We start from the raw sequence: 24,079 nt of genomic DNA on the forward strand, positions 1-24,079 counted from the left end.
GGGCGCCTGCCGTCTCACCGCTGCTGATCCCTGATACTTTGTCCAAAGCCCTTTGCTGATGACTTCCCGACTTCCCAACCTCGAAACGCCCTCCTTTGCCTGCTTTGGCGAAGTGCTCTGGGACGTGCTGCCCACCGGGCAGCAGCCCGGCGGTGCCCCCTTCAACGTGGCCGTACACCTGCGCCAGCTGGGCCTGCCCGCCAACCTGATCAGCCGCGTGGGCGACGACGAGCTGGGCACTGAGCTGCTGGCCTTCATTGAAAGCAAACGCCTGCGCCTCGACTATGTGCAGCGCGGCCATACCCACCTTACGGGCGTGGTGAAGGCCAACGTGGACGACGCCCACGAAGTTACCTACAAGATTGTGCAGCCCGTGGCCTGGGACTACATCCACTACGATGCCACCCTCGAAGCCCTGGTCAGGGAGGCCGATGTATTCGTGTTCGGCTCTCTGGCTGCTCGCCAGGCCGGCACCCGCGAAACCCTCTACCGCCTGTTGGAGCACGCTCGCTTCAAGGTCTTCGACGTAAACCTGCGCCCTCCGCACTATACCAAAGACGTGGTGCGGTACCTGCTCGAAAAGGCCGATATGGTGAAGCTCAATCACCACGAGCTAACCGAAATTATGGCCTGGTTCAGTGAAGAAACCGATGAGGCCGCCGCCCTGCAGTGGCTGGCTGCCCGCTTCGGGCTGCAGGCCGTGTGCCTCACCAAAGGCGCCGACGGGGCCATCCTGTGGGCCAACAACCAGCTTTACTCGGCTCCCGGCGTGCCGGTAGCGGTTAAGGACACCATCGGCAGTGGCGACTCATTCCTGGCCGCTTTGCTGAAAGGCCTGCTGACCGGCCAGGAGCCCGGCGAGGCCCTGCGCTTCGCCTGCGCCACCGGCGCTCTGGTGGCTACCCACGCCGGCGCCACCCCCACCTTCCAGGAAACCGACGTGCACGCCCTGCTGGCCGCGCAGCTGGTGTAATCTCACCCACCCCATGAACAAGTCCTTGTTACTGGCCCTTGCGGCCCTGAGTATTGCTACTGCGGCCCCGGCGCAAACCGCCGCTCCCGCGCCACCGGCCACGCCCCAGTACCGCCCGGCCTACCACTTCTCCCCGGCCCGCATGTGGATGAACGACCCCAACGGCATGGTGTACCTCAATGGCACCTATCACCTGTTCTTCCAGCACTACCCCGAGGGCATGACCTGGGGACCCATGCATTGGGGCCACGCCACCAGCCAGGATTTGGTGACCTGGAAAGAGTTGCCCATTGCCCTCTACCCCGATAAGCTGGGCATGATCTTCTCGGGCAGCGCCGTGGTGGACGCCAACAACACCGCCGGCTTCGGCAAAAACGCGCTGGTGGCTATTTTTACCCACCACAACCCCGACGAGGAAAAGAAAGGCACCGGGCGCCACCAGTACCAAAGCTTGGCTTACAGCCTCGACGAAGGCAAAACCTGGACGAAGTACGCCGGCAACCCCGTGCTGCCCAACCCCGGCATCCAGGACTTCCGCGACCCCAAAGTGAGCTGGCACGAGGCCTCCCGGCAGTGGGTGATGACGCTGGCTACCAAAGACCGGATTACCTTCTACGGCTCACCCGACCTGAAAAACTGGACCAAGCTCAGCGAGTTTGGGGAGAAGCTGGGCGCCCACGGCGGCGTGTGGGAGTGCCCCGATTTGTTTCCGCTTACCCTGAACGGCAAAACCCACTGGGTGCTGCTGGTGAGCATCAACCCCGGAGGGCCTAACGGGGGCTCGGCCACCCAGTACTTCGTGGGCCAGTTCGACGGCAAGACCTTCACGCCTGCCACCACCACCCAGAAGTGGATTGATTGGGGCAAGGACAACTACGCGGGCGTAACCTGGGGCAATACCGGTGCCCGCAAGCTCTTTCTGGGCTGGATGAGCAACTGGGAGTACGCCGAGAAGGTGCCCACTGCCCCCTGGCGCAGCGCCATGACGGCCCCGCGCGAGCTGGCCCTGCAGCAGGTAGGTGCCGAAACCTACCTGACCTCGCGCACGGCCACGGAAATGGCCCGCCTGCTCCAGCCCAAGCCCGTAGAATTGAAAAAGCTGACGGTGAAGCCCGAGCTGCTGCTGACCGAGAAGCTACCCGCCCTTACGCCCCAGTTCCAGCTCAAGCTCACCACCAGGCAACTGACGGATATGACCCTGGTGCTGTCGAACGAGAAAGGGGAGGAGCTGCTGATTGGCTACGACCAGCAGCAAAACCAGTACTACATCGACCGCAGCAAGGCCGGCCTGACGGGCTTTAGCGACAAATTCCCCGGCCGCCACCCCGGCCCGCGCCTGGCCACCGCGCCCGGCGCCGACCTTACGCTGCTGTTCGACGCGGCGTCGGTGGAGCTGTTTGCCGATGGTGGGCTGACCACGATGACGGAAATCTTCTTCCTGAGCCAGCCCTTCAGCAAAATAGCCCTGCGCGCGCCCGGTGGCCTCACCGTGGATGCCCTCACGTACGCGCCCCTGGCCCTTAAAAAGGGGAAATAGCCGCTTGCCGGTCGGCCTGCTGCGTCCCCGCAACTTCTTCTTCGACTCATGACGTTTTCTCACTTGCCCGGCCGGGTACTCCTGGCCGCCGGGCTGCTGTTGGCTGCCTGCCAGGAAAAAGATCCGGCCCAGCCCAAGCCGCCCGTCACCGATCCTAGCAAAAACCTGGTGTGCACACCCGGGGCCGAGCGCACCGATTACAGCATCTTCCCGAAAGGCTCCGACGGCGTGGGGGTGGGCGACGTGATGCCTTATTTCGATGAAGCTTCCGGCACCATGTACATCTACTACCTGAAGGATGTGTGGAGCGACGCCACCAACCAGCGCCACCCCTGGTACGGCTACCAGACCACCGACTTCCGGCAGTACACGGAGCTGCCGGCCGGCGAGTTGCTGGCTTCCGCCGCCGCCGACTGCGCCCAGGACCGCGCCATCGGGACGGGCAGCGTGCAGGAGCTGAACGGCACGTACTACGCCTTCTACACCGGCCACAACCCCAACTCCGCCAACTGCGGCCACCGCAAAGAGGGCATCATGCTGGCCACCGCGCCCGGCCCGGCCCAGAGGTTCACCAAGAATCCGGCCTTCACCACACTCTACGTGCCCAAGGGTCAGGGCTTCGACGAGAATGACAACTTCCGCGACCCGTATGTGTACCTGAACGGCGAAACCAAGCAGTACGACATGCTGGTGGCCGCCCGCCAGAACAACCGGGGCGTGGTGATGAAGTACACCTCGACCGACTTGCTGACCTGGAGCTACCAGGGCATCCTTTACGACGGGGGAGCAGCAGCTACGTGATGCTGGAGTGTCCGCAGTTGTTCAAAATCGGCAGCACCTACTACCTCACGTTCTCCGATATCAGCACCCGCAACTTCCACTACCGCAAAAGCGCCTCGCCCGCCGGCCCCTGGAGCCCACCCACCGGCACGGAGCGGGTAGACGGCAGCGGCCTGTACGCGGCCAAAGTGCTGAACAACACCGTTACCGGCAAAAACTACCTCATTGGCTGGGTGAACCGCTACCAGAACAACCAGGATGGCGGCAGCTGGTGGTGGGGCGGCAACCTAGTGACGCACGAGTTGGTGCAAACCGCCAACGGCGACCTGACCGTGCAGCTGCTGCCCGCCCTCAAAACCTACCTCGAAGCCCAGACCGAACCACTGGTGCGCGTGAGCCGCACGGCCACTGCTGCTCGCCCCGACTCCAGCACCTATGTGCTGGCCGGCCCCACCAACGGCCCGCTGGCCAACGTGCTGTTCAAGCCCCTGAGCCTGACGCGCTACAAAATCAGCGCTACCGTCTCGTACACCGACGCGGCCAACGACTTCGGCTTTATGCTGGGCGCCTGCGACGGCACCAACGAGTTCTACAGCCTGCGCTTCGTGCCCAGCCAGAACCGCTTCAGCTTCGACCGCACCAACCGGAATAGCCTCAACCCCGGCACCTCCGCAGTGGCCGATGTGCCGTTCCCGATGCAGCCCAACACCCCGTACTCGGTGGATATTGTGCAGGAAAACTCGGTGGTGGTGGTGTACCTAAATGGCGTCGCGGCCCTGTCGTCGCGCATCTATAAGGCCCCGCGCACTTCCTGGGGCATTTTCGCCGATAAGAGCACGGCCACTTTCCGCAACCTCACCGTCACGAAACCCTAGTCTGCGCCGCCGGCCGGCTCCCGCTTTTCTTGGACTGCCGCTCCGCGCTTAAAAGCGCGGCCGGGCTCGTCTTGCCTTTTCTTTTCACCCTTCATCCTCCCTTCTCTCCCATGAAAAAAACCTTTACTCTCGCCGTGGCGGCTGCGCTGGCTGTCGCTTCCTTCAGCGCCCGGGCGCAGACTATTGCTGTGGATGGTGTGCTGTCGGCCACTGAAATCAGCTCCTCGGGCTACCAGCTGCTGGGGCGCTACACCAACCCCCACAGCTTCGGCGACGCCGGCCTGCTGGCCCTCTACGCCACTGCCGATGCCACCAACGTGTACTTCTTCCTGGCCGGCACCCTGGAAACCGATGGCTCCCCGGGCACACTCAATCACGTGCGCAACTCCCTGCAGCTGTACGTAGCCCGCCCCGGCGTGACGGCCGTGCCGGTGGGCACCGCTCTGCCCGAGCCCGCCGCCAGTACGCCCATTACCTCCTTCAAGCGTGTATCGGCCAAGCTGGATTTGCCCGGTGACTTCGCCATTGGCGTGAAGGGCAACGACATGGCTGGCCAAGTACAGGTAGATGGCGTGGTGTACCGCGCCGGTTCGCCGGCTACGGCTGCAACCAAGCCTCTCAACGCCAGCGGCGTGAACGTGCTGACGGGGCTGCCCGTCGCCATTAGCCCGGCCCAGGCCACGGGCGTGTATGCGCTGTTTGCCAATACCGTAGTGGCATTTCGCAACAGCACCCGCCTGTCTACCAACCCCGGCACGGCCACCCAAGGCGGCGCCGGCTCTACCGGCCTCGAAATTTCCATGAGCCGCGCCAGCTTGGGCTTGCCGGCTGCCGGTGGTGCGCTAGAAGTGTTTGCCCTCCAGAATAATGCCGACGGGGACTTTTTCTCCAGTGACATTATCCCTCAGTACACTGCGCCCGCTACCGGCGCCGACGGCAACGGCAGCCTCCAGCACAGCCCAGACTTTACGGCCATTGCGGGCCGCCAAGCCGCTACCTTGCAGCTCACCGCCACCGGCGTATTAGGCACCAAAGCCGCCGCCGAAGCGGCCGTGGCCCTGCGCGTATATCCAAACCCTGGCGTGGGCCAAACTACAGTCGCTTACCAGGTAAAGACTACGGCCCAGACCAGCGTGGTGCTCACCGACCTGCTGGGCCGAACCATCCGCGTCCTCGATAATGGTGTGAAGGCACCAGGAACGCACGCCACCCGCATCAGTACTGCTGATGTAGTTGCGGGCACCTACCTGATGCGTGTGCAGGTAGGTAGCCTAGTGGTTGTGCGGAAAGTGATGCTGATGTAAGCTGCTTATTTATAGTTGTTTTTGTGGGTGGCTGGTACCAGGAACTGTTGTTACAAATGACTCCTGGCACCGGCCACCTTTTTCGTTCTCTTCCTACCCATTCCAAAATTCCCATGAGGATCCATTGCTGCCTGCCCGGATATGCTCCTTTTCCTGAACCGCGCCAACAGGGCCCTGATAGTCCCTACAACCTGCGCCTTGGAAGCGGTCGAGTTCAATAAACTGGTTCAGTTAGCTAAGTACAGAAAACCCTTTCCGGTGGATGAGTTTCGTGAACTCCTCAAACGCAGGGTTTGCTCCACTTTACCGGCGTATTTTGGGTTTCTTATTTCAGCAAAACGAGGATTTACCCACTGTCTGATATCTTGTAGAAGACGACCTTCTTTTGACTTTATGAAACACATTGAGGCTGATTTCTATAGTGGATATGAGGGGGAAGATGAGCTAGTCTTTACACTGGTAGGCCCTTCCAGCGGTTCTATCAATGTGTGGAATGGTTTCTTCGATGACGTTTTCGAGGCTATTCCACCGGGGCCGCAGGGGATGTGGGAAGGGTTGCTACTACCGTACCATCTGCTGCAGGGCTGCTGGGGCTTCCACGAAGAGGAAATGATTGTTGAGGATTTGCCCTTGTTCGCAGCTCAGTTGGCTGCTATCGATGTGTCCCGCTTCCGGTTACAGCCGAAAACGGGCCTTTTCCACGAGGTACTGCAAGCACTGGTTCACCAGGCCATTACGGACGGAGGTGAGCTGCGTCTTTCTCGCTTTTGACTGTCCTGCTAAACGGTCGGAAGATTAACGAGCCTTTTACTTTAGCGTTAACCCCTACTGCCTTTTATGCCTCCTTACGTCCATAAACGCTTTCGGCGTTTGGCCGCCTACACAAGCTATGAAGCCCGTGATACTTTCCCTTTTCGGCAATTGCTATGTACTCCGTTGACGGCGCAGTATTCTACTTTTTTGCGCGGTCCGTCTTTCGAGGGGATACATAGCATTAATCTCTACCTAACAAGTCTCCCTCCGGAGGACGGGCGGGTAGAGAAAACGGTCATAGGGTATCTCGACTACTATCTGTTAGTTGATTTTCATCTAGTGGCACGTCTGGCGACGGACCAAGAGCGCCAACAGTATTTGCTGACCCGTATTCAGGAGGGAGTACGTCAGTTCGTTCAACAGGAGGGCTGGGAGATGGTACGCTTTCAACGGGCCTATGAGGCGTGTATAGCGGCCGAATTACCCGTAGAGATACGCTATTAGCTGACTTCGTTTGTGTTAAATTAAACGGTGGTTCAAGTAGCCACTTATTCCGGTTAAGGGCTGAAACCACGCTGATGGAGCCAGATTTGGCTTACAATTCCTATCCAGAATCGAGTAATGTACGTGTCCAAAAAGGGTGCGAAAAACGCCCCCGAAAAACACGGTTTTCGGGGGCGTTTTGGCATCTGGTGAAAGTGACTGAAAAGGGGTCGGTTTTAGGACAGTAAATCTGAAAGTATTCACTTATTCCTCAAGCACATCATTACGTAATTAGAGAAGTAGTTAAATAACCATTACAAGCGGAGCGTTGACCGACTCATAAGAGCATACTCCCAGATAGCGCCACCTGTCTGGAGTTTTTAATATTCTGTATCGTTATATTAAATGCAGACTTCTGATGAACAACTTTCTGGCGGGGAGATAGAGCAATGCTCGTAGCAGCTCCCAAATAACATTGGTAGCTAGGCTACCATCAATAACTCGTCAAATCGGGTGGTGTAGGCCGGGCTGCGGTGCTGGGCTTTACCCTGCCAGGGAGCTGGCTGGGGGCCGGCGGTAACGGTAGCGGCGGGCCGCACGGTGCCGCGGCCGAACTGGCGGTTCAGGGCATCAAGGGTGTGCATGAGCTGGCGGGCACGGCCCGCATCGGGGGCGAGCACGGGGGCCTCGGCGGCGGGGGCGAATAGGCTGAGCTGCTGGCCGCGGCCGGGCGGCTCCAGGCCGTCGAGCACCACGCCGGCCTTAACGTAGGTGCGGCCGGGCTCGTACAACCGTTCCAGCAGGCGACGGGCATAAGCCAGCAGCTGCAGGGTGTTGCTGGTGGGGCCACTGGGCAGGGTGAGCGTGGCTGAGCGGGTGTAGGGCGGCGGCACGCGTGTATCGTAGCGGTCCTGACTGATAAATACCGTCAGGATGTGAGCCTGGTTGCCCTGGGCGCGCAGCTTCTCGGCGGCCCGGCTCAGGTAGGTGGTGAGGGCGCCCCAGAGGTCGTCGAAGGAAGTGAGGCGCTGGCCGAAAGAACGGGAGCAGCTGATGCTTTGGCGGGCCAGGGTGCCATCCTCGGAGGGCTGCAGCCCCTGGCAGGGCTGGCCGCGCAGCTCCTGGATCAGCCGCCAGCCCACAACCCCACCCAGGTGCTTGCGGGCCCAGGCCTCGGACACGCCGGCCAGCTCCCAGGCCGTGCGGATGCCATAGGCAGCAAGTAGCTGAGCGTACTGGCGGCCGATGCCCCAGACGTCGGCGGCGGGCAGGGCGCGCAGGGCCCTTTCGCGGCGGCTTTCGGTGTCGAGACGCAGGATGCCCTGCAGCTCGGGAAACTTCTTGGCCAGGCGGTTGGCCACTTTGGCCAGCGTCTTGGTGGGGGCCATGCCCACGCAGGTGGGAATGCCGGTGCAGCGGAGCACGTCGTGGCGAAGGCGCTGGGCGCGGGCGTCGAGGGTGCCGCACCAGGTGGTGAGGCCCTGCAGGTCTAGGAAGGCCTCGTCGATGCTGTAGACCTCCACGGCCGGCACCTGGTCGGCCAGGCGGGCCATGACGCGGCGGGACATGTCGCCGTAGAGGGCGTAGTTGGAGCTGAGGGCGTGGCCCTGGTGGCGGCGCAGCAGCTCGCGCACCTCAAAGAAGGGGGCGCCCATGGGAATGCCTAACTGCTTAGCCTCGGCGGAGCGGCTCACGACGTTGCCGTCGTTGTTGCTCAGGACTACGACGGGGCGGCCGTCGAGGCGGGGCTGGAAAACCCGCTCGCAGCTCACGTAGAAGTTGTTGCCGTCGACTAGTCCGAACATGCGGAGAAGTGGTGAAATGGTGAGTTTTGGAGAGGTCGGAGCGGCGCTGCTACTGCCGTCGGAGCAGCTCTCACCAGTTCACCATCTCATGAGTTCCCCTCTTAGTCGCGGCTGCGCAGCAGGGCGGTGAGCTTGCCGGGGATGAGTTCGTGCACCACATGGGTGACCACGCCCCAGATGCGCAGGTTCTCGGGGTCGGTGATTTCATAGTCGGGGTAAGCCGGGTTCTCGGCTTGCAGCCACCAGATGCCGGCGCGGCAGACGAGGCGCTTGACGGTGCACTCCCCCTCGACCACGGCGACGACGATGTGGTTGTGGTCGGCCATGAGGTGCTTGTCGACGGCCAGCAGGTCGCCGGCGTGGATTTCGGCGCCCTGCATGCTCTCGCCAGCTACCCGCACCAGGTAGGTGGCTTCGGGGTGGCGAAACAGAATGCGGTTCAGGTCGAAAAGCTCTTCCAGCTCGTCGGAGGCGGGGGAAGGAAAGCCGGCGGGCACCAGGGAGGCAAACAAGGGAATCCACAGGGTGGTGGCAGGTTCACCGACTTCGATGAGTTCAACGGTGGTCATACGGTGGGAGGACAGGGATGGAGCATAGCAATTATACTAAAATAGTTAGCATATTGTTTGTGTGAAGGTGTATACTTGTAAGCGCCTTGTAGTTCAGGCGCAGCTCTGATAAGTGGGTATCGGTGCCATAAACATCCTTAAATGATTACTACAGCTGCATTTACAGCCAGCCTCACCCGAAGAAGTTTCACTAAAATAAATAGCAAAAACAGTATGGAGTATTTTCTTCCCGACCAGGAATCGTTGCAGGAAATCTTTGGCGCCTACATAGCCAGGGGGCTGAGGTTTGAGGTGCAGCCGGACGCTTACTTCGGGTATTACGCGTTGAAAGTGCTGTTTGGGGAAGGCAGCAATGCCTCGCCGGTGCTGCACCTGCCGCCGGAAAAGATGCAGACGCCGGAGGCCGCGCAACAGTGGCTGGAGCATCTTCGGGATACACAGCTGACCAGGATTACGCGGGGCATTATAGGCTAATGCCATTCTATACTAAGCTCTTTTCCAAGTACTCAATAATCTCCTTTCCCAGGTTATCATTGAGGACGGCGCCGTTTCCTAGGACACGAGCAAAGTAGGCGTGGCCTTCGATGGGCACATCAGGCGCCCAATGACTAACAGAATATCGATGACGGATTTCGGATGGGGGCTTGCCAGCACGGGGATACAGCAACACACCATGACTGGCCTTCCACAGGTGGCAGTACGCAAAGATCTGCTGCATGTCATCCGAAGAAGGCCGGTAGTTCATGGGCAGCTTCCACTTGGTGTCGAGGATGAACGTATGGCTTATTTCTGCGGGTTTAACCCCGGTAATCAGCGTAAGCACTAGGTCGGGGCGGATACTGATACCTGGCCAAAAAACCCTGGTGTTTTGTAGCTGGACGTGGCCCTGGCGCTTCGCGGCAGCCCGCTGCAGATGGCGGGCTACGTAGCGCTCGAAGAGCGTATTCATATCAAAGAGCAGGGCTACGGCCTCAGTACGACCACTTCGGAGAGTGGGGCTATGGCCGCGCAGCAACAGCAGGGCTAGCTCAAGCGCTTTGTGGTAACGCTCGGTTTTGCGGTTGAGGGGAGGTGAATCAGCCGGGACAGGTACCGGGGACAGTTCGGGCCAATGCAGCAGCAGTGCCCGGGTACGGGCCGCCAAGGCGGGGCTGTGGACCTGCTCAGTGGCCAGCTCCAGCGCCATTCGGATCAGAGAATTGAGCGGATGGGCGTAATCGTAGGTCTGGTGACGGGTGAAGAACCGCTCCCCGTGAGTGAGGTTATGGGTGATGTGCTGCTGAAAGAGCAGCCGTCCTTTGAGGGCCGAGCGGTTGCCGTCGGTGGTGTGATAGTGCTTAACCAGGCCCTGGCGCAGCAGGCTGTCGGCCTGTTCAATGAGCGCGGCCACGAACAGGTCGAGCATGGCGTGGGGCGAGTGGGCCAGCTGGGCCGCGTCGGGCACGGCGACGGAGAGGTCGTGCACGTAGGCCAGCATCTGCAGCAGCACCTGACGCCAGTGAGTATCAAACTCCGGAGAGTTGGTGCGGCGGGTATCGTCGGTTTTGGGCAGGATTTCGAGCAGCAGACCGGGCACCTGAATGACCCCAACGAACTGGTTCAGGTGGAGGCTCCCGTGCAAGCGCGTAAACCAATTGGCCTTTTGCTGAAGCTGCAGGCGCTCGAGGGCATCCAGATGGGACGGCAGCAGCTCAGGGTAGCGGGAGAACGGCAGGGTTTCGTGCTCGTAGGACGTGAGGCAGAAAGGCCCCGGCTGGCTCATGGCTTTTGGGTATATATATTCCGGAAGTTCTGGACTGTCCAGTCGGCCTGACTGATTTCGTAGAGGCTTCTCCCCTCTCCGTCGGGCTCATCGCCAAACTCCAGCAAGGGCGAATCGGCGTCGGCCGTTTTGATCACGAAATCTGGCCCCAGGATCTGGCCGATGCGGCCCCAGTTGCCATAGAAGTATTCCTGGAGCTGGGGAATGATCTTATTGCGGAAAGCCAGTCGCAGCTGTTCGAGGCTGCCCACGTTCATCAGCCAGGCGTGGCCGAGGCGGTAATCACGGCCGAGCAGGTACTCAAGGCGCTTGTTGATGACTTGCAGCAGGAGCTGCAGGTTGACGCCGGTGAAGTTCACGGTCTGCAGTACCAGAGCCGGCTCCTGTCCCTTTTGAACAGCCTTCCATAGGGGAGCCTGTTCCACTTCGGTTGCCAGGGGGCAGCCCAGTAGCTCATACAGAGGAAGCTCGGCGGCGCGGTAGCTTTTATCAGACCAGCTTACGTTCTCATAACGCCACCACAGGCGGGCAACCATCTGCGCAGGGCTGAGCAACTGTGGTAGCGGCGGCATTTCGGTAAAGGCAAAACGCCGACGAAGGGCCGTATCAAGAGCCTCGACGCTGCGGTCGGCGGTGTTCATGGTGCCCAGCAGGTGCAGATTGGGGGGAACTGTGAATGGCGCTTTTGAATAGGGCAGCTGCACAGACTGTTCATCGGACTGGCCAGCGCGCTTATCGTCTTCGAGCAGGGTAATCAGTTCCCCAAAAATACTGGCTACGTTGCCGCGGTTTACCTCGTCGATGATGAGGACGAAGCGGGCTAGTCCATCGGCAGCCGGGATGGGGGCCAGAGCGGCGGCATCGGGGTTTTGCTCGGCGGGAAAAAGTTTTTGCTCGAAGGACTTGAAATGCCGGAAAAGGGCCCACTGCAAGGAGGCATTGGGGCCGCCGATTTCCAGCATTTTCTGGTTCATGGGCACGACGTCCTCGGCCCGCTCATAGAGGCCAGCTACCTGGGCCGTCCACTTTTTGGCGATAGAGAAAGTGTACTGGGAAGGATCATGCTGCATGACGATGGTGTCGCCATTTTTGATGGCCGTAATCAGGGCCTTGGCGCCGGTCATGGTCTGGATGGGGATACTACTACCCGGCGATTTGAGCTGCTCCTGCAGGTGCTCTATGTAGGCCGCATAGACCGTGTCGAAGTCGGCGACGGGCGCGGCGGCCGTGGCAGCCTCGCCAGGGTATTGCCAGGCACGCTTGGCGGCCTGACTCAAGTGCTGGAATACGCCGGGCTCGACGCGGTAGGCGAGCTTATCCCCGGTGAGCTTGGGTTTGATGCCCTCGACAAAGTCCTCGTAGCTGAAGGACTGGTGGAAGGTGACAAACTGTACCTGCTCCCGCTCCCGATACTTGTTTAGCTCCTCTCGCACCAAGTTATGACGATGCTTGTATTCTTGCCGTATATCCTTTACGGGGCGGTTTTGCAAGATTGCAAGGGCCCACTCGGCAGTGGAGTAGGTTTTGCCGGTGCCGGGAGGTCCATAGAGAATCTGGTTGAGGGGATGCATAGAAGATAAACTGGGTTGAGAGATTTCAGTGCTGCTGAAAGAGATGGTATCTGCAGCGGTAAATGAATCGGCACGAAGCTTTTCGGCAATGATGAATGCCTGCAATAATCCCCTTAAAATGAGTGTTTTAATTTTTGACTTCTGCTTACTACTGGCGCTTGTATGAAGTTGACCTAAAGGCAGCTTGGCCAAGATGAGCCAATCACCCGGAAGGGAAGGATTCACTGATAGCGGGCCAGGGAAAGCTTGCTGGAGCGAATGACACAAATCGACAGCTAGTTGATTGGTGCGCTCCAGACTGCGGGGCTCATCGGTGAAGTGCCCCCGACCAAACCAACGGTTTTTACCTCCTTCATTAGTCCCCAGTTTGAAGCTTAGGTACACAAACTCATCGTCCTGAGGTAGCCAGTATAGCGGAAAGCCCACAATGCGCGGGGTCTTCTCCGTACCCAGGATCAGGTAAGTACCTGGATATTTCTGACTCTCCTGGGTGTTCCAAGTGGTCAGGTCAAACAACAATGGCTCGGTCTGATCGTCATGCCACCACCGAAATCGAAGAGGTGATTCGAGGCTAGTGGTTTTGTTCCGGACAGTGTAGTTTTCGTGTTGAACTACTATCGGAGCTACGTCAATATGGTCGTCGGCTAGCAGCGTTTTAAGCTGTTGCAAAGTAGTATTATCTATATGACGTAACATAGCCAATTTGAAGTAGTCGAAAGGTATTGGCTACCTGCTCTTCAGTTTATTGATAACCTTCCGAGCACGGCGCAAGTGTTTGAGAAAAGGTTCCTCCTTGTAGGACTGAAGATTATCTATCACCGTCAGAACCATCTGGGCACGAGCAGCCTTAGACCCATGCTGTTGCAGAACATTGTCAATTGCTTTCTCAGCTTTCGGCGTTAATTGGAAAGCGTAATCAAGCCGGGGATAATTCTCAAGGAGAAGCTGGTGTTCAGCGGAAAAGGGAGGCGAAAGGTCGGGCACTGAAGACGAAGTAGTTGCCACCAATTGGAAATATGAGCCGTCTTTCCGCCGCAAGCAGATAAAGCTCAGCATGCCATCGAGCCATTCGTCTATAATAGGCTGGGGCAGAAAGTTGCTCTCGAAATAGAAGAGTTCCTCATTGCATAGCTCCAGATATTGCTGCAACGCTTCGTTGGCTAGCGGAAGCTGAGCGAGCTTTGGGCTTAGCTCCTGAAATCGGCTAGTACAGTTAATGATGACTTGGTGATGCAGGCTGTCGCGGGAGCTCTGCCAGCTACGCAACGCAAACAGTAGTCCCCCAGCCCCTAGGATAGTGGCTATATATGATAATGCCTCAAGAAGTTGGAGTAAGGTCATGTAATTTTTGAAATTAGGTATACAGGAGAGATGCTAGTTCGACCTAATGGATGTATGTAGGCTGATATGAGGATGTTTTGGAGTCAGGGAATGCTTCTGTAAATTCCTTAATCCTGAAGCTTAAAAACATAGCCACCTAATAGATGGCTGTATTTTTCATGATTCAACAGCCGAACGTCACTCTAGTACAGTATACTTGGCTGTATTCCTACTTTAGAAACGCCTTTACATTCTCCTCTGTGTAAGTCGGCACATCCGTGGCCCGTACCTCAACTCGGTTTGCACCCATAGCTTTAAACCAATCTGTGACGTAGCGATTCACGATATCAGCGTAAAAAGGCGGCCGGCTATACGTGTTGATCTCCAGTACAAGCACATCGAGCCCCTTCAGATTGGTGCCGGGTGGAACCAATAAGCCATATTTGCCAGCCTCGTACTTGGCAGCCCAGTTAGCGGCGGTGAATTGCCCCTTTTTCACCAACTCATTCTGAATATAGGTATCGTTAAAGAACGCTGCTTTGTTGCCATCCCGCATACTACGGTTGCGCACGTGGTCCAGGTAGCCATCGGTCACAACAATGAGGACGTTGCGGTACATGGAGGTATCCATGATACAACGGGCAGCCATCTTCTCTTTGGCAAAGCCCCACAGGTCGGCGCCATCTTGCGGCTGCTGTTTTACGAATTCGTACAGACGCTCTACGCCGGCTGTAGTTTGCGCTACCAATTTATTGTATACCTCCTTTTTGGCTTTAGGGTCCATCTCGGGTTTGCCCAGATCTACCTGTAGCGACCGGGCTACTTGATCGAGGTTCGCATCCATTTGAGGCTGGGGCTCGAAGTAGATGGCGAATCGGTCTTTGGCTTTGAGGGCACCCTGCTTCTCCATGTGGCTCTTAAACCAGGTGGAAGCGGCCTTTACAATAGCCACATCGCGGTTTTGCTGGGTATCCTGCCCGAAACGCGCATTAATGCGGTTGGACAGATCCAGCAGGATAGTCAGGTTGGTTCTTTTGGCAGGCGTGGCAGCGGTGGGGGCACCGACAGTCTCTACTGCCCCCCTTTTTCCTTCACACGAGCTGAAGCCTGCTGAGGCCGCTAAGAAACCAAGAGCTAAAATTTTCGAGAAACGCATTCGTAAAAACAGGTAGGAGAGTTAATTAGCAGATGGACCTTGCATACCCAGCCCATCTATTTCGGAAGAGCGGTAAGACAGAACGGTGTTTTGACCTAAATGACGTTCGATGAACTGGTCGAGGGTGGCTTTGCACTGGTTTTGCTTGTAGTGCGACATATCCGCACCTGTCATCCAGGATAGCCAACCGTCGCAGAACTCCATAAGGTAGTTCGCCCACTCGCGGGCTGGAATGATAACACCCATGAGTTGTGCCTCCAGCTGGTGCCGCTGGGCAATCAAGTTCTTGATGATTTCTTTCACCTTACCGATTTGCTCTTCTAGGGTGATGCACTCCGTTTCCTTTTCCTGAATTTGTTTTTGCCGCTCGGTAATGGCCGCATCCACTTTGTTGGAAAGGCGGTGGGCTTCCATGAAGAAGTCAAAAAGCAGCCCCCAGATGAGGTACACTACAAAGCCGGCAAAGATGATAGTCCAAAAGTCGACATCCACTATAGCCATCCCCATGGTATAATCGGGCATATCTTTAAAGGACGCAGCTTTGTTTAAGTCGTAAATCTTTTTGGAGATTCCATAGGCCAAGACATAGTCGAAAATAAAGGTAACCAAGATGATACCTCCTATTTTCAACCATTTGACTTGCGAGTTGCTCTTCTGAAACTGATGCAGGATATAGCCCAGGCCTAAAAAGGCTGATGGAAGCGTGAGCATGAGCAACACCTCCATAAATCCATCCTGCCAAGCTTTTATAAAGGCCTGGCCGTCGAATATAGCCCGACTCACGGCCTGGTCATCGGCACCGAAGCTTTTGAAGAAAGCTGAGTAGATAGCGGAGCTATAAAAGACAAATAAGTATACAGTTAGGAAGGCGAGGATAGTGCCACTAATCCATAGAGCCAGCCGGGAAGGCTCCTGCAGGTGCATATCCTCGGGGGAAGTGCGAAGCAGATGAATCTCGTGCTTGATGTCCGTTATTTTCTGCTTAGTGCCGTCCAGCTTATTGTCCAGTGTAGCCCGCTCATCCTGGCGATATTCGATTTCAGTGCTAACGGCGTTGATTTCGCCTTGCTTTTGCTTGCGTTGGGTTTCCTGCTGGCGGTCATTCTGGTCGAACTGCTCGTGCAGGTTGGCCAGGATGCGCGTCAGGTTTACCTCCAGGCCGTGCGTGGTGCCGTTGTGCTGACCAGCCGCACGGAAGCCGGCCTGCCGCATAGTCCGTTGGATGCGGACAGAATCCGGGTCGGCATAGTTTTCCGACTCAAGATTATCGGCGGCGGAGCTTACTAAGCCGAGCTTTTTGAGCACGCGGTCAGCAAAAGATGCGTCGCGGCCAAGCGTCTCTAAAGCAGGGCTTTCGGCGGCAATAGGTTCGGGGGTTGGCTTCAGGTTGAAGAGGCCAGGTTTGAGTAAAGTCATAATGAATGCGGGTGTACTTGCGGTTAGAGGGATTCCTGAACTACCTGGACCACCTGGGCCGGCGCCACGCCTGCTTGGGCCTGCTCCAATAGAAAATCGACAATACCGTCGGCATTCTCTTCGGCAAACTCATACAGCAGCACGCTGCGGCGCAACATGGCACGCTCCTCCTCTTTGATAATGCCGTCAGCTAGGATCAGGCGGGCCAGATCATAGAGGTGGGATACCCGTTCGTGTGGGGTGCTAGGTAGAGTAGTACTGACGGAGTGAGGGCGCAACATGATGGACTCCAACGCCTCCTTGGAAACGCCGCGCTCCAGCGCGATGCTGTAGATCAGCTCTACTTCACGCAGGTCTACTTCCTGATCAACGTAAGCCAGAGCCAGCAGACGCGCCAGCAGGCTGTGTGTTACTTGCGAACTGACAGAAACTGTGGGGGTAAAATTTTCCATGCAGTAGAGGTTGATGAGGTGAGAGTATTACTTAAGGATGGCAACGGCAAGTGATGCGGCTATACCTAGCAGTGCTATTACCTGCAAAATGGTGGAGCGGGTAGTTAGCGAAGTGATTTGCTGCTGCAAGCCAGCAATCAGCTCCTGAAGCTGTTCGTGCCGCTGCGAGTGATACTGTTGCTGCCGGGCCAGTGCCTGATCCAAGGTCGTGAGTCGCTCCAGCGTAGTGGTTTGCTTCTGCTCCGTAGACTGGTGAATCCGCTGCTGCTGAGCGTCGATAGATTCCAGGCGGTCGGAAAACCGAGCCGCATTCATGGCGTCCCGGAAGGCGGTCAGGCTAGCTGTGATTACCTGGAGCCGGTCGCTGAGCCCGGTTAGAACGTCGCCCTGACTCTGCCCATTTTTGCGCAGCGCTTCGATGGCCTTTTCCAGCTCGTTGGTTTGCTTGCCATATTCCCGCAGGGCAAGCTGCAGTTGCTTGTCCAGCGCCTCAGCCCATTGCTTGGAGTTCTGGCGGAGCAGCTCACTCTGGCCGTCGATGCTTTTCTTGTGTTCCCGTTGCAGATCAGCCAGCAAGGCTTTTTGCTGTCCGTGTACAGCTTCGGCAGCCCGGATGGCAGCATCGGCGGCATCACGAGACTCGGAGGCACTATCCTTAGCGCGGCCGATTTCATCAGTAAAGTTCTTGAGGCGCCCTAGCTCACGCTTCAGGACATCGAGAGTGGAAGTAGGTTGTTCTGCCATAGATGTTATAAGGTGCCAGACTAGGCCAGGGAGGTGCGGTTGTCGAAGCGTTTATTGAAAGTCAACAGCCATTTGCTATTGATATCGACCAGAATGGAATCAACGACATGGTCGAGCACGTAAGGCCCCAGGGAGGGCTCATAGTGGCTGATTTCAGTGGCATAGCGCCGGGCCAACTCATTCAGCTCGGTTTCGGTAAGCTGGGTCTGCTCGTAGAATGCCACCAGACCGTCCCGGATTTTGCGGCGCCCAACTTCCTCTAATCGTGGGTCCACTTTCTTCGGGGGTTTGTGTTTCTCTAATAATAACATGGCAAACCCATCAAGCAGCAACAGGGCGCCGTTGTTGGGAGCGGCCTGCAGCAGCCGGGCGCATGCGCCCCGGAGGTGCTTGATGTTGTCTTTCTCCTTGCCCAGTCCATCGGGTGGCTCGGCCATATACTTCAGGTATTTCCACAGAATTTCCTGGTCGAAATGGGTGCCTTGCTTGGTATCTTCAGGCAGCAGGTGAGGACGCGCATACTTGGAGTTGAAATAAAGGTCGAAGAACTCGCTTAGGTCGTCGCCCTTCAAGCCGTTACGACAAGCGTTTTCCATCTCTAAAATGGCCTGCCTGCGTTTAGCAGCAATTTCAGAGTAGGTGAAATCCAGAACCTGGCCCAGGCACTTCTCTAATAAGGTTTCCCCCTTTTCGCGCTGCACCGTCTGCTCGCACAGCTGGCGGGCGTTAGTGGCCGTGGTGTAGCGCCGAAAGTAGTCTTCCAGCCGGTCGAGGTAATGCTGATCGGTAGCGGGCCGGGGAGCTAGCAATAACGTGAGCGTACGGGCCCCGTAGTCGATGGTGTAGTCCTCGACTACGCCCAATAGGCAGAGGCGGTGAACTGCTTTGTAGGTATCCTGCTCTTCGCGGATGCGAGGATAATTACGGCGGAGGGCATCGAATACTTCTTTAGGTGGTTCCGGTGTCAGCTGCTGGCGGAGGTTATTCAGAAATTCCTGGTCGGTGGTTGTGTATGCGGCAGCTTGTTTGAGCAAGGGTTCGGTCAGCTTCCAGCCGTAGGAAGCGGCTATTTCCGCCATTTCACTGTAGGATCCATTGACAAAACCAATAGTGAGCGGGTTAGGACGTTCGCCTATGGCCACCTGGCTTAACTTCGGTACAATGCCAAGCGTGGAGGAGGCACTGGTTCGGGTTGCCAGCCACTCCGCCAGGGTAGCCTGAGAAGCCAGCGCATCATCAGGTGTTTCTTCGAGGAGGTATTGCACCAACCAGTCGAGCAAAGCCTGCGCCTGCTCAACGGATATACTTTCGTGCTTGTTCGTTAGGGAAGCAACCGGCGCTTTGGGGTTGCTAAAATCGACGCGGCCATAGCCGACGCCGAAGCTTTGGTTGACGTAGAGGAAACGAGGTTCTCCCTGCCCAGGACGAGGGAAGAGACTAACGGTTACAGGTAGTGAGAAGGTTTCCTGCAGGTATTCAGCCAACTCGGCGCACTGCTGCAAGGCCGGAAAGGTCACCCGGCTCAGCAACTCGTGCATGACCAGGGCTTCCTTTTTGCGGCCTTTGAAGCTGTTCTGGTGAAACTGCTCCTGAATACGGCGGTCTGCCTCATGGAACAGCACGTAATTCAGCGCGTAGGCCCGGTCGCGGCCGGCACGGCCAGCTTCCTGCACGAAGCTCTCAATGGAGCCTGGAAAATTGTAATGAATAGTGAAGCGGACGTTGGGCTTGTCAATACCCATCCCAAAGGCCTTGGTAGCTACCAATAGGTTGAGTTGGTCGCTGACAAAACGCGTCTGCATGCGCTCCATCTCATTTTGCGCGCTGTCTTTATCGGTATCGTTTTGGTCGCTGCCCATGAAGTACCCCACCCGTAGCGGTAGCGTGTCTACATTTTGGAGCATAGTATGGATGCTGCGCACCCCCGCCGCGTGCCGCTCGGATTTGTAGGGGCAAAAAATCAGTCCGGCATGCGGATAGCGCCCTTCATCCTCCTGGTAAAAAGAGTCGGATTGGAAACTGCGGGGTATAAAGCGGGCTTCCTCGGCAGTGGCAATACGCTCCTCCAGGGAGTACGGCAAATTCTGCAACAGGTGACGAAGCTCCTGATGCTTAGCTGCGCCCAGAGGGTCTTTTTCATGACGGTGTGACTCGTTAGTTTTGACGTCAATAATACGGTAGCTCAGTTCTCTACGCTCCGTGGTGCGGGTACGCACCACGTCATCAGGGTCGAGGCGCAGCTCTCGCTCCACATCAGCCAGCACGTCGAAGGACGCGGTGGCCGTTAGGCCATAGAGAGGTACGGACTTGCCGTTGAAAGTGTGGCAGTAGGCGCGGGCGTTGTCGCCGAGGCGCAGGTATTGGGTGCGGAAGTCGTGGCCCCACTCCGACACGCAATGCGCCTCATCGATAACGCAGTAATTGAAGCCTACGCGGGTAGCAACCCGATCGGGGCTACGCATACGCTGCAGCTGCTGCCGGAAGCTCTGAATCATCATGCGCTCGGGCGAGATGAAGAAGAATAGCAACTCGCCTCGACTCAGCCGGCGCAGGCGCAGCTCGCGTTGGGTAGCCGTACGAATAGAAGAGTTGACGTAGCTGGTGGCATCAATCCAGTTCTTCTGCAGGCCTTCGTACTGGTCCTGCATCAGGGATTTGATGGGGTCAACCACCAAGGCTACGCCTGGCTGCAGGAGAGCAGCCAGCTGGTAGGTAAGGGACTTGCCGCCGCCGGTAGGCAACAGACCTAGTACGCTGCGCCCTTGCAGGCCCCGGTTGAGGATAGGCAGTTGACCTTCGCGGAAGTCGGCTTTGCGGAAAATATTCTGCAGGAAATAGAGCAGTGGCTCCTTGCGGCCGGGTAGCTCGGGATACTCATACTCATCTTCCCGGTCGTACTCCTGTACTATGGGCGGGTACGCTACCAAGGCCGCAGTCTGAAACCGCCGGGCGGCGCGGGGAGCATAGGCGGAGCGGATGCTGACGTATGCCTGGCCTGGCAAATGCCGCGAGGATGGCGTAAACCCAGGACGTTGCAGCATGGCCACATCCAGCACCAAGTCGGCCGGCGCTGCGAGACTGGCCATGCTGAGTGGCTGCACCGCATGACCGGGAGCGGTATGCAGCGCCGCGTGCAGGTACTCATGCGAAGCAAAAACCTGGAGGCGAATCTCCGGTAAATGTCGTTCACGACCTTCCAAGTCGAACAGCTCCAGCATTAACTCCTGCAAAGCTTCCACGGACAGGTGGGCACACGGAACGTCGTGCTCGACAATGACTAGGTGCCAGGCTGACTTATGTAGGGGCAACAGCCCATTGCTGATGCATTCCAGCAGAGTGCGCTGCAGACGCGCCACGGCTAAGGGAGTAAGCAGGAGTTGCTGAGCCTGAAGCCCCGCAGTAGAAGCGTACATGGGCTGCTCGTAGTTGGCTGCCAAGTGCGCAAAGTATTCGTGTTGCTCGACTGCTTCGCGCAACGGCCTTAACGCCTTCTGTGGAGTACCGAACTCTGCTGAGGGAAGGCGGGCAGTAAGCCAGTGGGCCTGTTCAGTAGCCCAGTCACGACGGGCATCTTTCTGGCGCTGACTGGGCTCAAGATGCTGACTGCCATCTATTTCGACCACTATGCCATGGACAGGTGGGCTTAGCGGTGTGCGGAACCAGGGATACGGTAGGGCAAGTGTAAAATCGGCGTCCTGCTCGGTGAATTCATTGGGGTTTACGTGCAGCGTTTTATGCACTTGCTCTGCTTCCTCCGGGGCAAATTCCAAAATCGAACGTAAGGAGGTTTGCGGGGCAAGCAACTGCCATAAAGCGGGACCGAACTCCTTTCGAATGGTCTGCGTGAAAAAGCGTCTCTCTAAATCACTGCCGTGACTTTCCCAGCTTGCCAGTTCATGCAGGATAGCTGCCGTAGGTTGGATGCGGGGCTCGATGAGGTGTAGAGCCCGCCATAGCATAGAAACTACTTCCTGATTATCAACACTAGGAAGAAGGGGAAAGCGCAAATTTCCCTGAGTGTCGGTGGTATGCTCAACCGGCTCCGGCCAGGCGTAGCGCAGCACCTGCTGAGCTAGGGTAAGTGGTGCCCGGGTGGGCAGGCCGCGGCTAACTAAATTACTGGCAACCGCCAGTAGCGAATCAGGCTCGTCGCCGGGACCATTTAAAGGGATAGTACATTCCAGCTCGAAATAACTCAAGTTGTGCAGTAGGAGCCGAATATGCTCGTGAGGGCTGGGCATATCAAGAGAACCGGCAATAATCGGAAGCAACTCCTCGATAAAATAACCGGCCTGTAGCTGAGGCATATCTTATAAAAATTTCAAATCAGCTAGAAATAGGACAACACAAGGAAGACAGATAAGCAAAGTATAGAATCTAGTTCGAATTACATACGACTACCTAACATGATATTACTCTGATATGCATCCTCCCAATCAACCAATAGTATATAATTATACTAAGTCTAGGATAGGTACCTAAACTTCAGAAGGCTTGGTCTGAGGTGGTCTAGCCGAAACGGATAGTGAGAAGTTTTATCTTCTAATGCCCATGATTGAAAAACTGAATCCTGGTGAGTCGCCGCTGCTGGCGTGGCCTCTGTGCAGGCACTACGAATACGGCGGGATATGCTGGCAGCCAGGCACACGTAACGGCTACGGAAGCTGGCCGAGCTACGGCCTTGAAAGCGTACGCGCTGGCGTAGAAGGAAGAAAGCAAGCGAGAAGCTTTGCAAGCTGAAATGGACCGGCTGGTGGTACAGCTGAGCCAGCTACTGAAGACGAGGTCGATAACAGACTAAACGCACTTGCCAGCGTCTCCCTAAGCAGGACACATATTCAGCTAGAAAAACCTACGTCGTTTTATAACATTAACTGGCTTGCAGACGGGCACGCGTTGGAGTTGGCTGCCAGCAATAAGGTCTTATTCGTTGCTTCCATTCGGAATAGTTGGTATGCGAAATCCAGTCAACCATACCCAGCTGCTCCTGAAGGCGGTGGTTGCGGCATAGAGTGCTCCGCTTGTTCACCGTATCGTTGACGATATAGTTGTATATGTTCTGGAGCGACTGTGCCAGGGTGGCGATGGTGCTTTTAAATACATAAGTAGCCTTACCCTCCTCCGCGCTTTCCCAGATGATATAAGCCGCCTTTGGGCTTTTCAGCGTGAAAAGGAAAGAATCGTGAATACCATTAACTCCATTAGAGTTGATAACCTGCTCGGGCGTGGGCACTATACAGGATTCCTCGTCCATGGCCTCGCACAAGTAGCGCATACTCGTAGTTCGAAAGAAATCAGGCAGGTGGTTACGGTAATACTGTTTGGTGTACTGGGCAAACTTATGGATGACCAAACCAGAATCGTCCGGACTAGAGATACTCGGCAACTTACCCGTGTTCGAGAGGAACCGGATGTAATAGAGCACCACTTCCCGGTTCAGGATAGTGCTAACTGTGCGCTGTTGAATTTTAACTTGCAGGGGCGGCGCCTGACGGAAAGTGTAGTGCGCTTTGACCAGGTTCAGGTATTGGCGGGCCTCGGGGAAATAAAAGCGGTTGAGAAAGGAACCCCGGTGGCGGATAAGTAAGCCACCATCACAAAACTGGATGTCTTTCCACTCTACCGTAATTAATTGCTCCAGACCAGAGAGTGGCGCAGGTGCTAAAACGGGCAGCCTTAGCCTAGTGGTAAGCTTTGCGGGTTGCTTAGCCGATTTGGGTTGAATGATTTTTACTTTCTCTGCTACCTTTTCTGCTACCGTAGCTGGCTTTTTTTCGCTCTTAACAATTGGCTGCCGACTTTGCTTATTGGCTTTTTCGGTCTCCAACTGCCTTTTCGTATGCTGCATTACCAGCCCGTTCACTTCATTTCGTTCGGACTCGACACGTTGATGCACAGTGCGAATGGCTTGTAGCGCTTTTTCTGCTTTTTGCTGCTTTTGCAGCAAACCGGTATCCAACCATTTTTTCAACTGTTTTTCTATTGCCTGTTTTTTCTGTTGCGCATGCTGATACTCATTGGACAGGCTTAGCAAATCAAGCTTGCTGCCCGGGGTTAGCTGCTGCCGGATGGTATCCAGGTTTTTCTCTATGTCTGCTAACTGAAGATCGAGCTGGGGGCCTTCTGGATTTTTTGATACTTCTGCACGATACCGGGCTACGACCTGGTTCTGCTCCATGAGTTGACGCCGAAGGCGCTGCAGCTGGAGGTCGAGTTCGTTTCTTCTCCGGAGAAGTTCTTCGTAAGTAGGAACGGTAGCCGTATCAAACTGACAAGCTACCCCCTGTTCAACATACTGTATCAGTTGTAGATAAGCACTCTGAGGAAACGGCAGCTGCCGATGCCGGGTTATAGGATATCCTCCACTCTTCAGCCAGTGAGCAAGCTGCTTTTCAGAACAGCCTTTTGCCTTTGCTACTGAGCGGAGACAGAATATTCTAAAGGTCTGATTATCTAGAGTAGACATATCGGCGAGTAGACATAAAACCCATTAAGGTGATTAAGCCATCCAAAATAGTAATTATGGGAGCAATTAAAGGCGTGATGACCGATTTCCTGGACCAAACGGCTACTTTTATC

The 24,079-nt window shown here is 56.6% G+C and carries 17 protein-coding genes and 1 pseudogene; 7 read left to right on the top strand and 11 right to left on the bottom strand.

Going from position 1 to position 24,079, the window contains the following annotated elements:
• The first annotated feature begins 58 nt into the window (after positions 1–58).
• From LRS06_RS02545 to LRS06_RS02570, 6 genes and pseudogenes are all read left to right on the top strand, one after another.
• The gene (locus LRS06_RS02545) at positions 59–973 is read left to right on the top strand and encodes a carbohydrate kinase (protein WP_257870037.1); all 915 of its coding nucleotides are present in this window, start codon (positions 59–61) and stop codon (positions 971–973) included.
• A 13-nt stretch (positions 974–986) separates the two neighbouring features.
• Complete coding sequence (locus LRS06_RS02550) at positions 987–2,510, top strand: glycoside hydrolase family 32 protein (protein WP_257870038.1); 1,524 nt, start codon at positions 987–989, stop codon at positions 2,508–2,510.
• Between the two features lie 276 nt (positions 2,511–2,786).
• Positions 2,787–3,490: pseudogene (locus LRS06_RS02555) on the top strand (family 43 glycosylhydrolase); the annotation flags it as partial.
• Positions 3,491–3,622: 132 nt separating this feature from the next.
• A complete protein-coding gene (locus tag LRS06_RS02560; RefSeq protein ID WP_374679439.1) occupies positions 3,623–4,165 on the top strand; it encodes a GH32 C-terminal domain-containing protein in 543 nt (180 codons plus the stop codon).
• Between the two features lie 110 nt (positions 4,166–4,275).
• Positions 4,276–5,469 carry a T9SS type A sorting domain-containing protein gene (locus LRS06_RS02565; protein WP_257870039.1) on the top strand — a complete coding sequence of 398 codons (1,194 nt, stop codon included), beginning with the start codon at positions 4,276–4,278 and terminating at the stop codon, positions 5,467–5,469.
• Positions 5,470–5,610: 141 nt separating this feature from the next.
• Positions 5,611–6,240, top strand: a complete 630-nt coding sequence (locus tag LRS06_RS02570) for a hypothetical protein (protein WP_257870040.1) — start codon at positions 5,611–5,613, stop codon at positions 6,238–6,240.
• Between the two features lie 947 nt (positions 6,241–7,187).
• On the opposite strand, the gene LRS06_RS02575 is transcribed toward LRS06_RS02570, so the two are convergent.
• Positions 7,188–8,510 (bottom strand): Y-family DNA polymerase, encoded by a 1,323-nt coding sequence (locus LRS06_RS02575; protein ID WP_257870041.1) that lies wholly within the window; start codon positions 8,508–8,510, stop codon positions 7,188–7,190.
• A gap of 101 nt (positions 8,511–8,611) precedes the next feature.
• The gene (locus LRS06_RS02580) at positions 8,612–9,079 is read right to left on the bottom strand and encodes a LexA family transcriptional regulator (RefSeq protein WP_257870042.1); all 468 of its coding nucleotides are present in this window, start codon (positions 9,077–9,079) and stop codon (positions 8,612–8,614) included.
• Positions 9,080–9,292: 213 nt separating this feature from the next.
• On the opposite strand from LRS06_RS02580, the gene LRS06_RS02585 reads away from it, so the two are divergent.
• Positions 9,293–9,553, top strand: coding sequence for a hypothetical protein (locus LRS06_RS02585; RefSeq protein ID WP_257870043.1), 261 nt, complete (start codon positions 9,293–9,295; stop codon positions 9,551–9,553).
• A 7-nt stretch (positions 9,554–9,560) separates the two neighbouring features.
• Here the strand turns inward: LRS06_RS02585 and LRS06_RS02590 are convergent, their stop codons facing one another.
• The 9 genes from LRS06_RS02590 to LRS06_RS02630 form a co-directional block, all read right to left on the bottom strand.
• Positions 9,561–10,841, bottom strand: a complete 1,281-nt coding sequence (locus LRS06_RS02590; protein ID WP_257870044.1) for an McrC family protein — start codon at positions 10,839–10,841, stop codon at positions 9,561–9,563.
• Entirely contained in the window at positions 10,838–12,412 is a 1,575-nt protein-coding gene (locus tag LRS06_RS02595; RefSeq protein ID WP_257870045.1) for an McrB family protein, read from the bottom strand. The genes LRS06_RS02590 and LRS06_RS02595 overlap by 4 nt, the downstream gene beginning before the upstream one ends.
• 726 nt (positions 12,413–13,138) lie before the next feature.
• Complete coding sequence (locus LRS06_RS02600) at positions 13,139–13,753, bottom strand: hypothetical protein (RefSeq protein ID WP_257870046.1); 615 nt, start codon at positions 13,751–13,753, stop codon at positions 13,139–13,141.
• 208 nt (positions 13,754–13,961) lie between these two features.
• Positions 13,962–14,888 carry a hypothetical protein gene (locus tag LRS06_RS02605; protein ID WP_257870047.1) on the bottom strand — a complete coding sequence of 309 codons (927 nt, stop codon included), beginning with the start codon at positions 14,886–14,888 and terminating at the stop codon, positions 13,962–13,964.
• 21 nt (positions 14,889–14,909) lie between these two features.
• Positions 14,910–16,304, bottom strand: a complete 1,395-nt coding sequence (locus LRS06_RS02610; protein WP_257870048.1) for a hypothetical protein — start codon at positions 16,302–16,304, stop codon at positions 14,910–14,912.
• A gap of 23 nt (positions 16,305–16,327) precedes the next feature.
• Complete coding sequence (locus LRS06_RS02615; protein WP_257870049.1) at positions 16,328–16,756, bottom strand: hypothetical protein; 429 nt, start codon at positions 16,754–16,756, stop codon at positions 16,328–16,330.
• A gap of 27 nt (positions 16,757–16,783) precedes the next feature.
• Entirely contained in the window at positions 16,784–17,500 is a 717-nt protein-coding gene (locus LRS06_RS02620) for a hypothetical protein (RefSeq protein ID WP_257870050.1), read from the bottom strand.
• A gap of 20 nt (positions 17,501–17,520) precedes the next feature.
• Positions 17,521–21,270, bottom strand: coding sequence for a DEAD/DEAH box helicase (locus LRS06_RS02625; RefSeq protein WP_257870051.1), 3,750 nt, complete (start codon positions 21,268–21,270; stop codon positions 17,521–17,523).
• Between the two features lie 1,100 nt (positions 21,271–22,370).
• The gene (locus tag LRS06_RS02630) at positions 22,371–23,966 is read right to left on the bottom strand and encodes a hypothetical protein (RefSeq protein ID WP_257870052.1); all 1,596 of its coding nucleotides are present in this window, start codon (positions 23,964–23,966) and stop codon (positions 22,371–22,373) included.
• Positions 23,967–24,079: the final 113 nt, after the last annotated feature.

Source organism: Hymenobacter sp. J193 (assembly GCF_024700075.1).
Taxonomy (GTDB): domain Bacteria; phylum Bacteroidota; class Bacteroidia; order Cytophagales; family Hymenobacteraceae; genus Hymenobacter.

What these genes read in the sequence shown, in the direction of transcription:
- LRS06_RS02605 (WP_257870047.1), bottom strand. Translation starts at nt 14,888, where the DNA reads ATGCGTTTCTCGAAAATTTTAGCTCTTGGTTTCTTAGCGGCCTCAGCA.
- LRS06_RS02620 (WP_257870050.1), bottom strand. Translation starts at nt 17,500, where the DNA reads ATGGCAGAACAACCTACTTCCACTCTCGATGTCCTGAAGCGTGAGCTA.
- LRS06_RS02610 (WP_257870048.1), bottom strand. Translation starts at nt 16,304, where the DNA reads ATGACTTTACTCAAACCTGGCCTCTTCAACCTGAAGCCAACCCCCGAA.
- LRS06_RS02575 (WP_257870041.1), bottom strand. Translation starts at nt 8,510, where the DNA reads ATGTTCGGACTAGTCGACGGCAACAACTTCTACGTGAGCTGCGAGCGG.
- LRS06_RS02615 (WP_257870049.1), bottom strand. Translation starts at nt 16,756, where the DNA reads ATGGAAAATTTTACCCCCACAGTTTCTGTCAGTTCGCAAGTAACACAC.
- LRS06_RS02600 (WP_257870046.1), bottom strand. Translation starts at nt 13,753, where the DNA reads ATGACCTTACTCCAACTTCTTGAGGCATTATCATATATAGCCACTATC.
- LRS06_RS02550 (WP_257870038.1), top strand. Translation starts at nt 987, where the DNA reads ATGAACAAGTCCTTGTTACTGGCCCTTGCGGCCCTGAGTATTGCTACT.
- LRS06_RS02565 (WP_257870039.1), top strand. Translation starts at nt 4,276, where the DNA reads ATGAAAAAAACCTTTACTCTCGCCGTGGCGGCTGCGCTGGCTGTCGCT.
- LRS06_RS02595 (WP_257870045.1), bottom strand. Translation starts at nt 12,412, where the DNA reads ATGCATCCCCTCAACCAGATTCTCTATGGACCTCCCGGCACCGGCAAA.
- LRS06_RS02630 (WP_257870052.1), bottom strand. Translation starts at nt 23,966, where the DNA reads ATGTCTACTCTAGATAATCAGACCTTTAGAATATTCTGTCTCCGCTCA.
- LRS06_RS02580 (WP_257870042.1), bottom strand. Translation starts at nt 9,079, where the DNA reads ATGACCACCGTTGAACTCATCGAAGTCGGTGAACCTGCCACCACCCTG.
- LRS06_RS02570 (WP_257870040.1), top strand. Translation starts at nt 5,611, where the DNA reads ATGCTCCTTTTCCTGAACCGCGCCAACAGGGCCCTGATAGTCCCTACA.
- LRS06_RS02545 (WP_257870037.1), top strand. Translation starts at nt 59, where the DNA reads ATGACTTCCCGACTTCCCAACCTCGAAACGCCCTCCTTTGCCTGCTTT.
- LRS06_RS02585 (WP_257870043.1), top strand. Translation starts at nt 9,293, where the DNA reads ATGGAGTATTTTCTTCCCGACCAGGAATCGTTGCAGGAAATCTTTGGC.
- LRS06_RS02590 (WP_257870044.1), bottom strand. Translation starts at nt 10,841, where the DNA reads ATGAGCCAGCCGGGGCCTTTCTGCCTCACGTCCTACGAGCACGAAACC.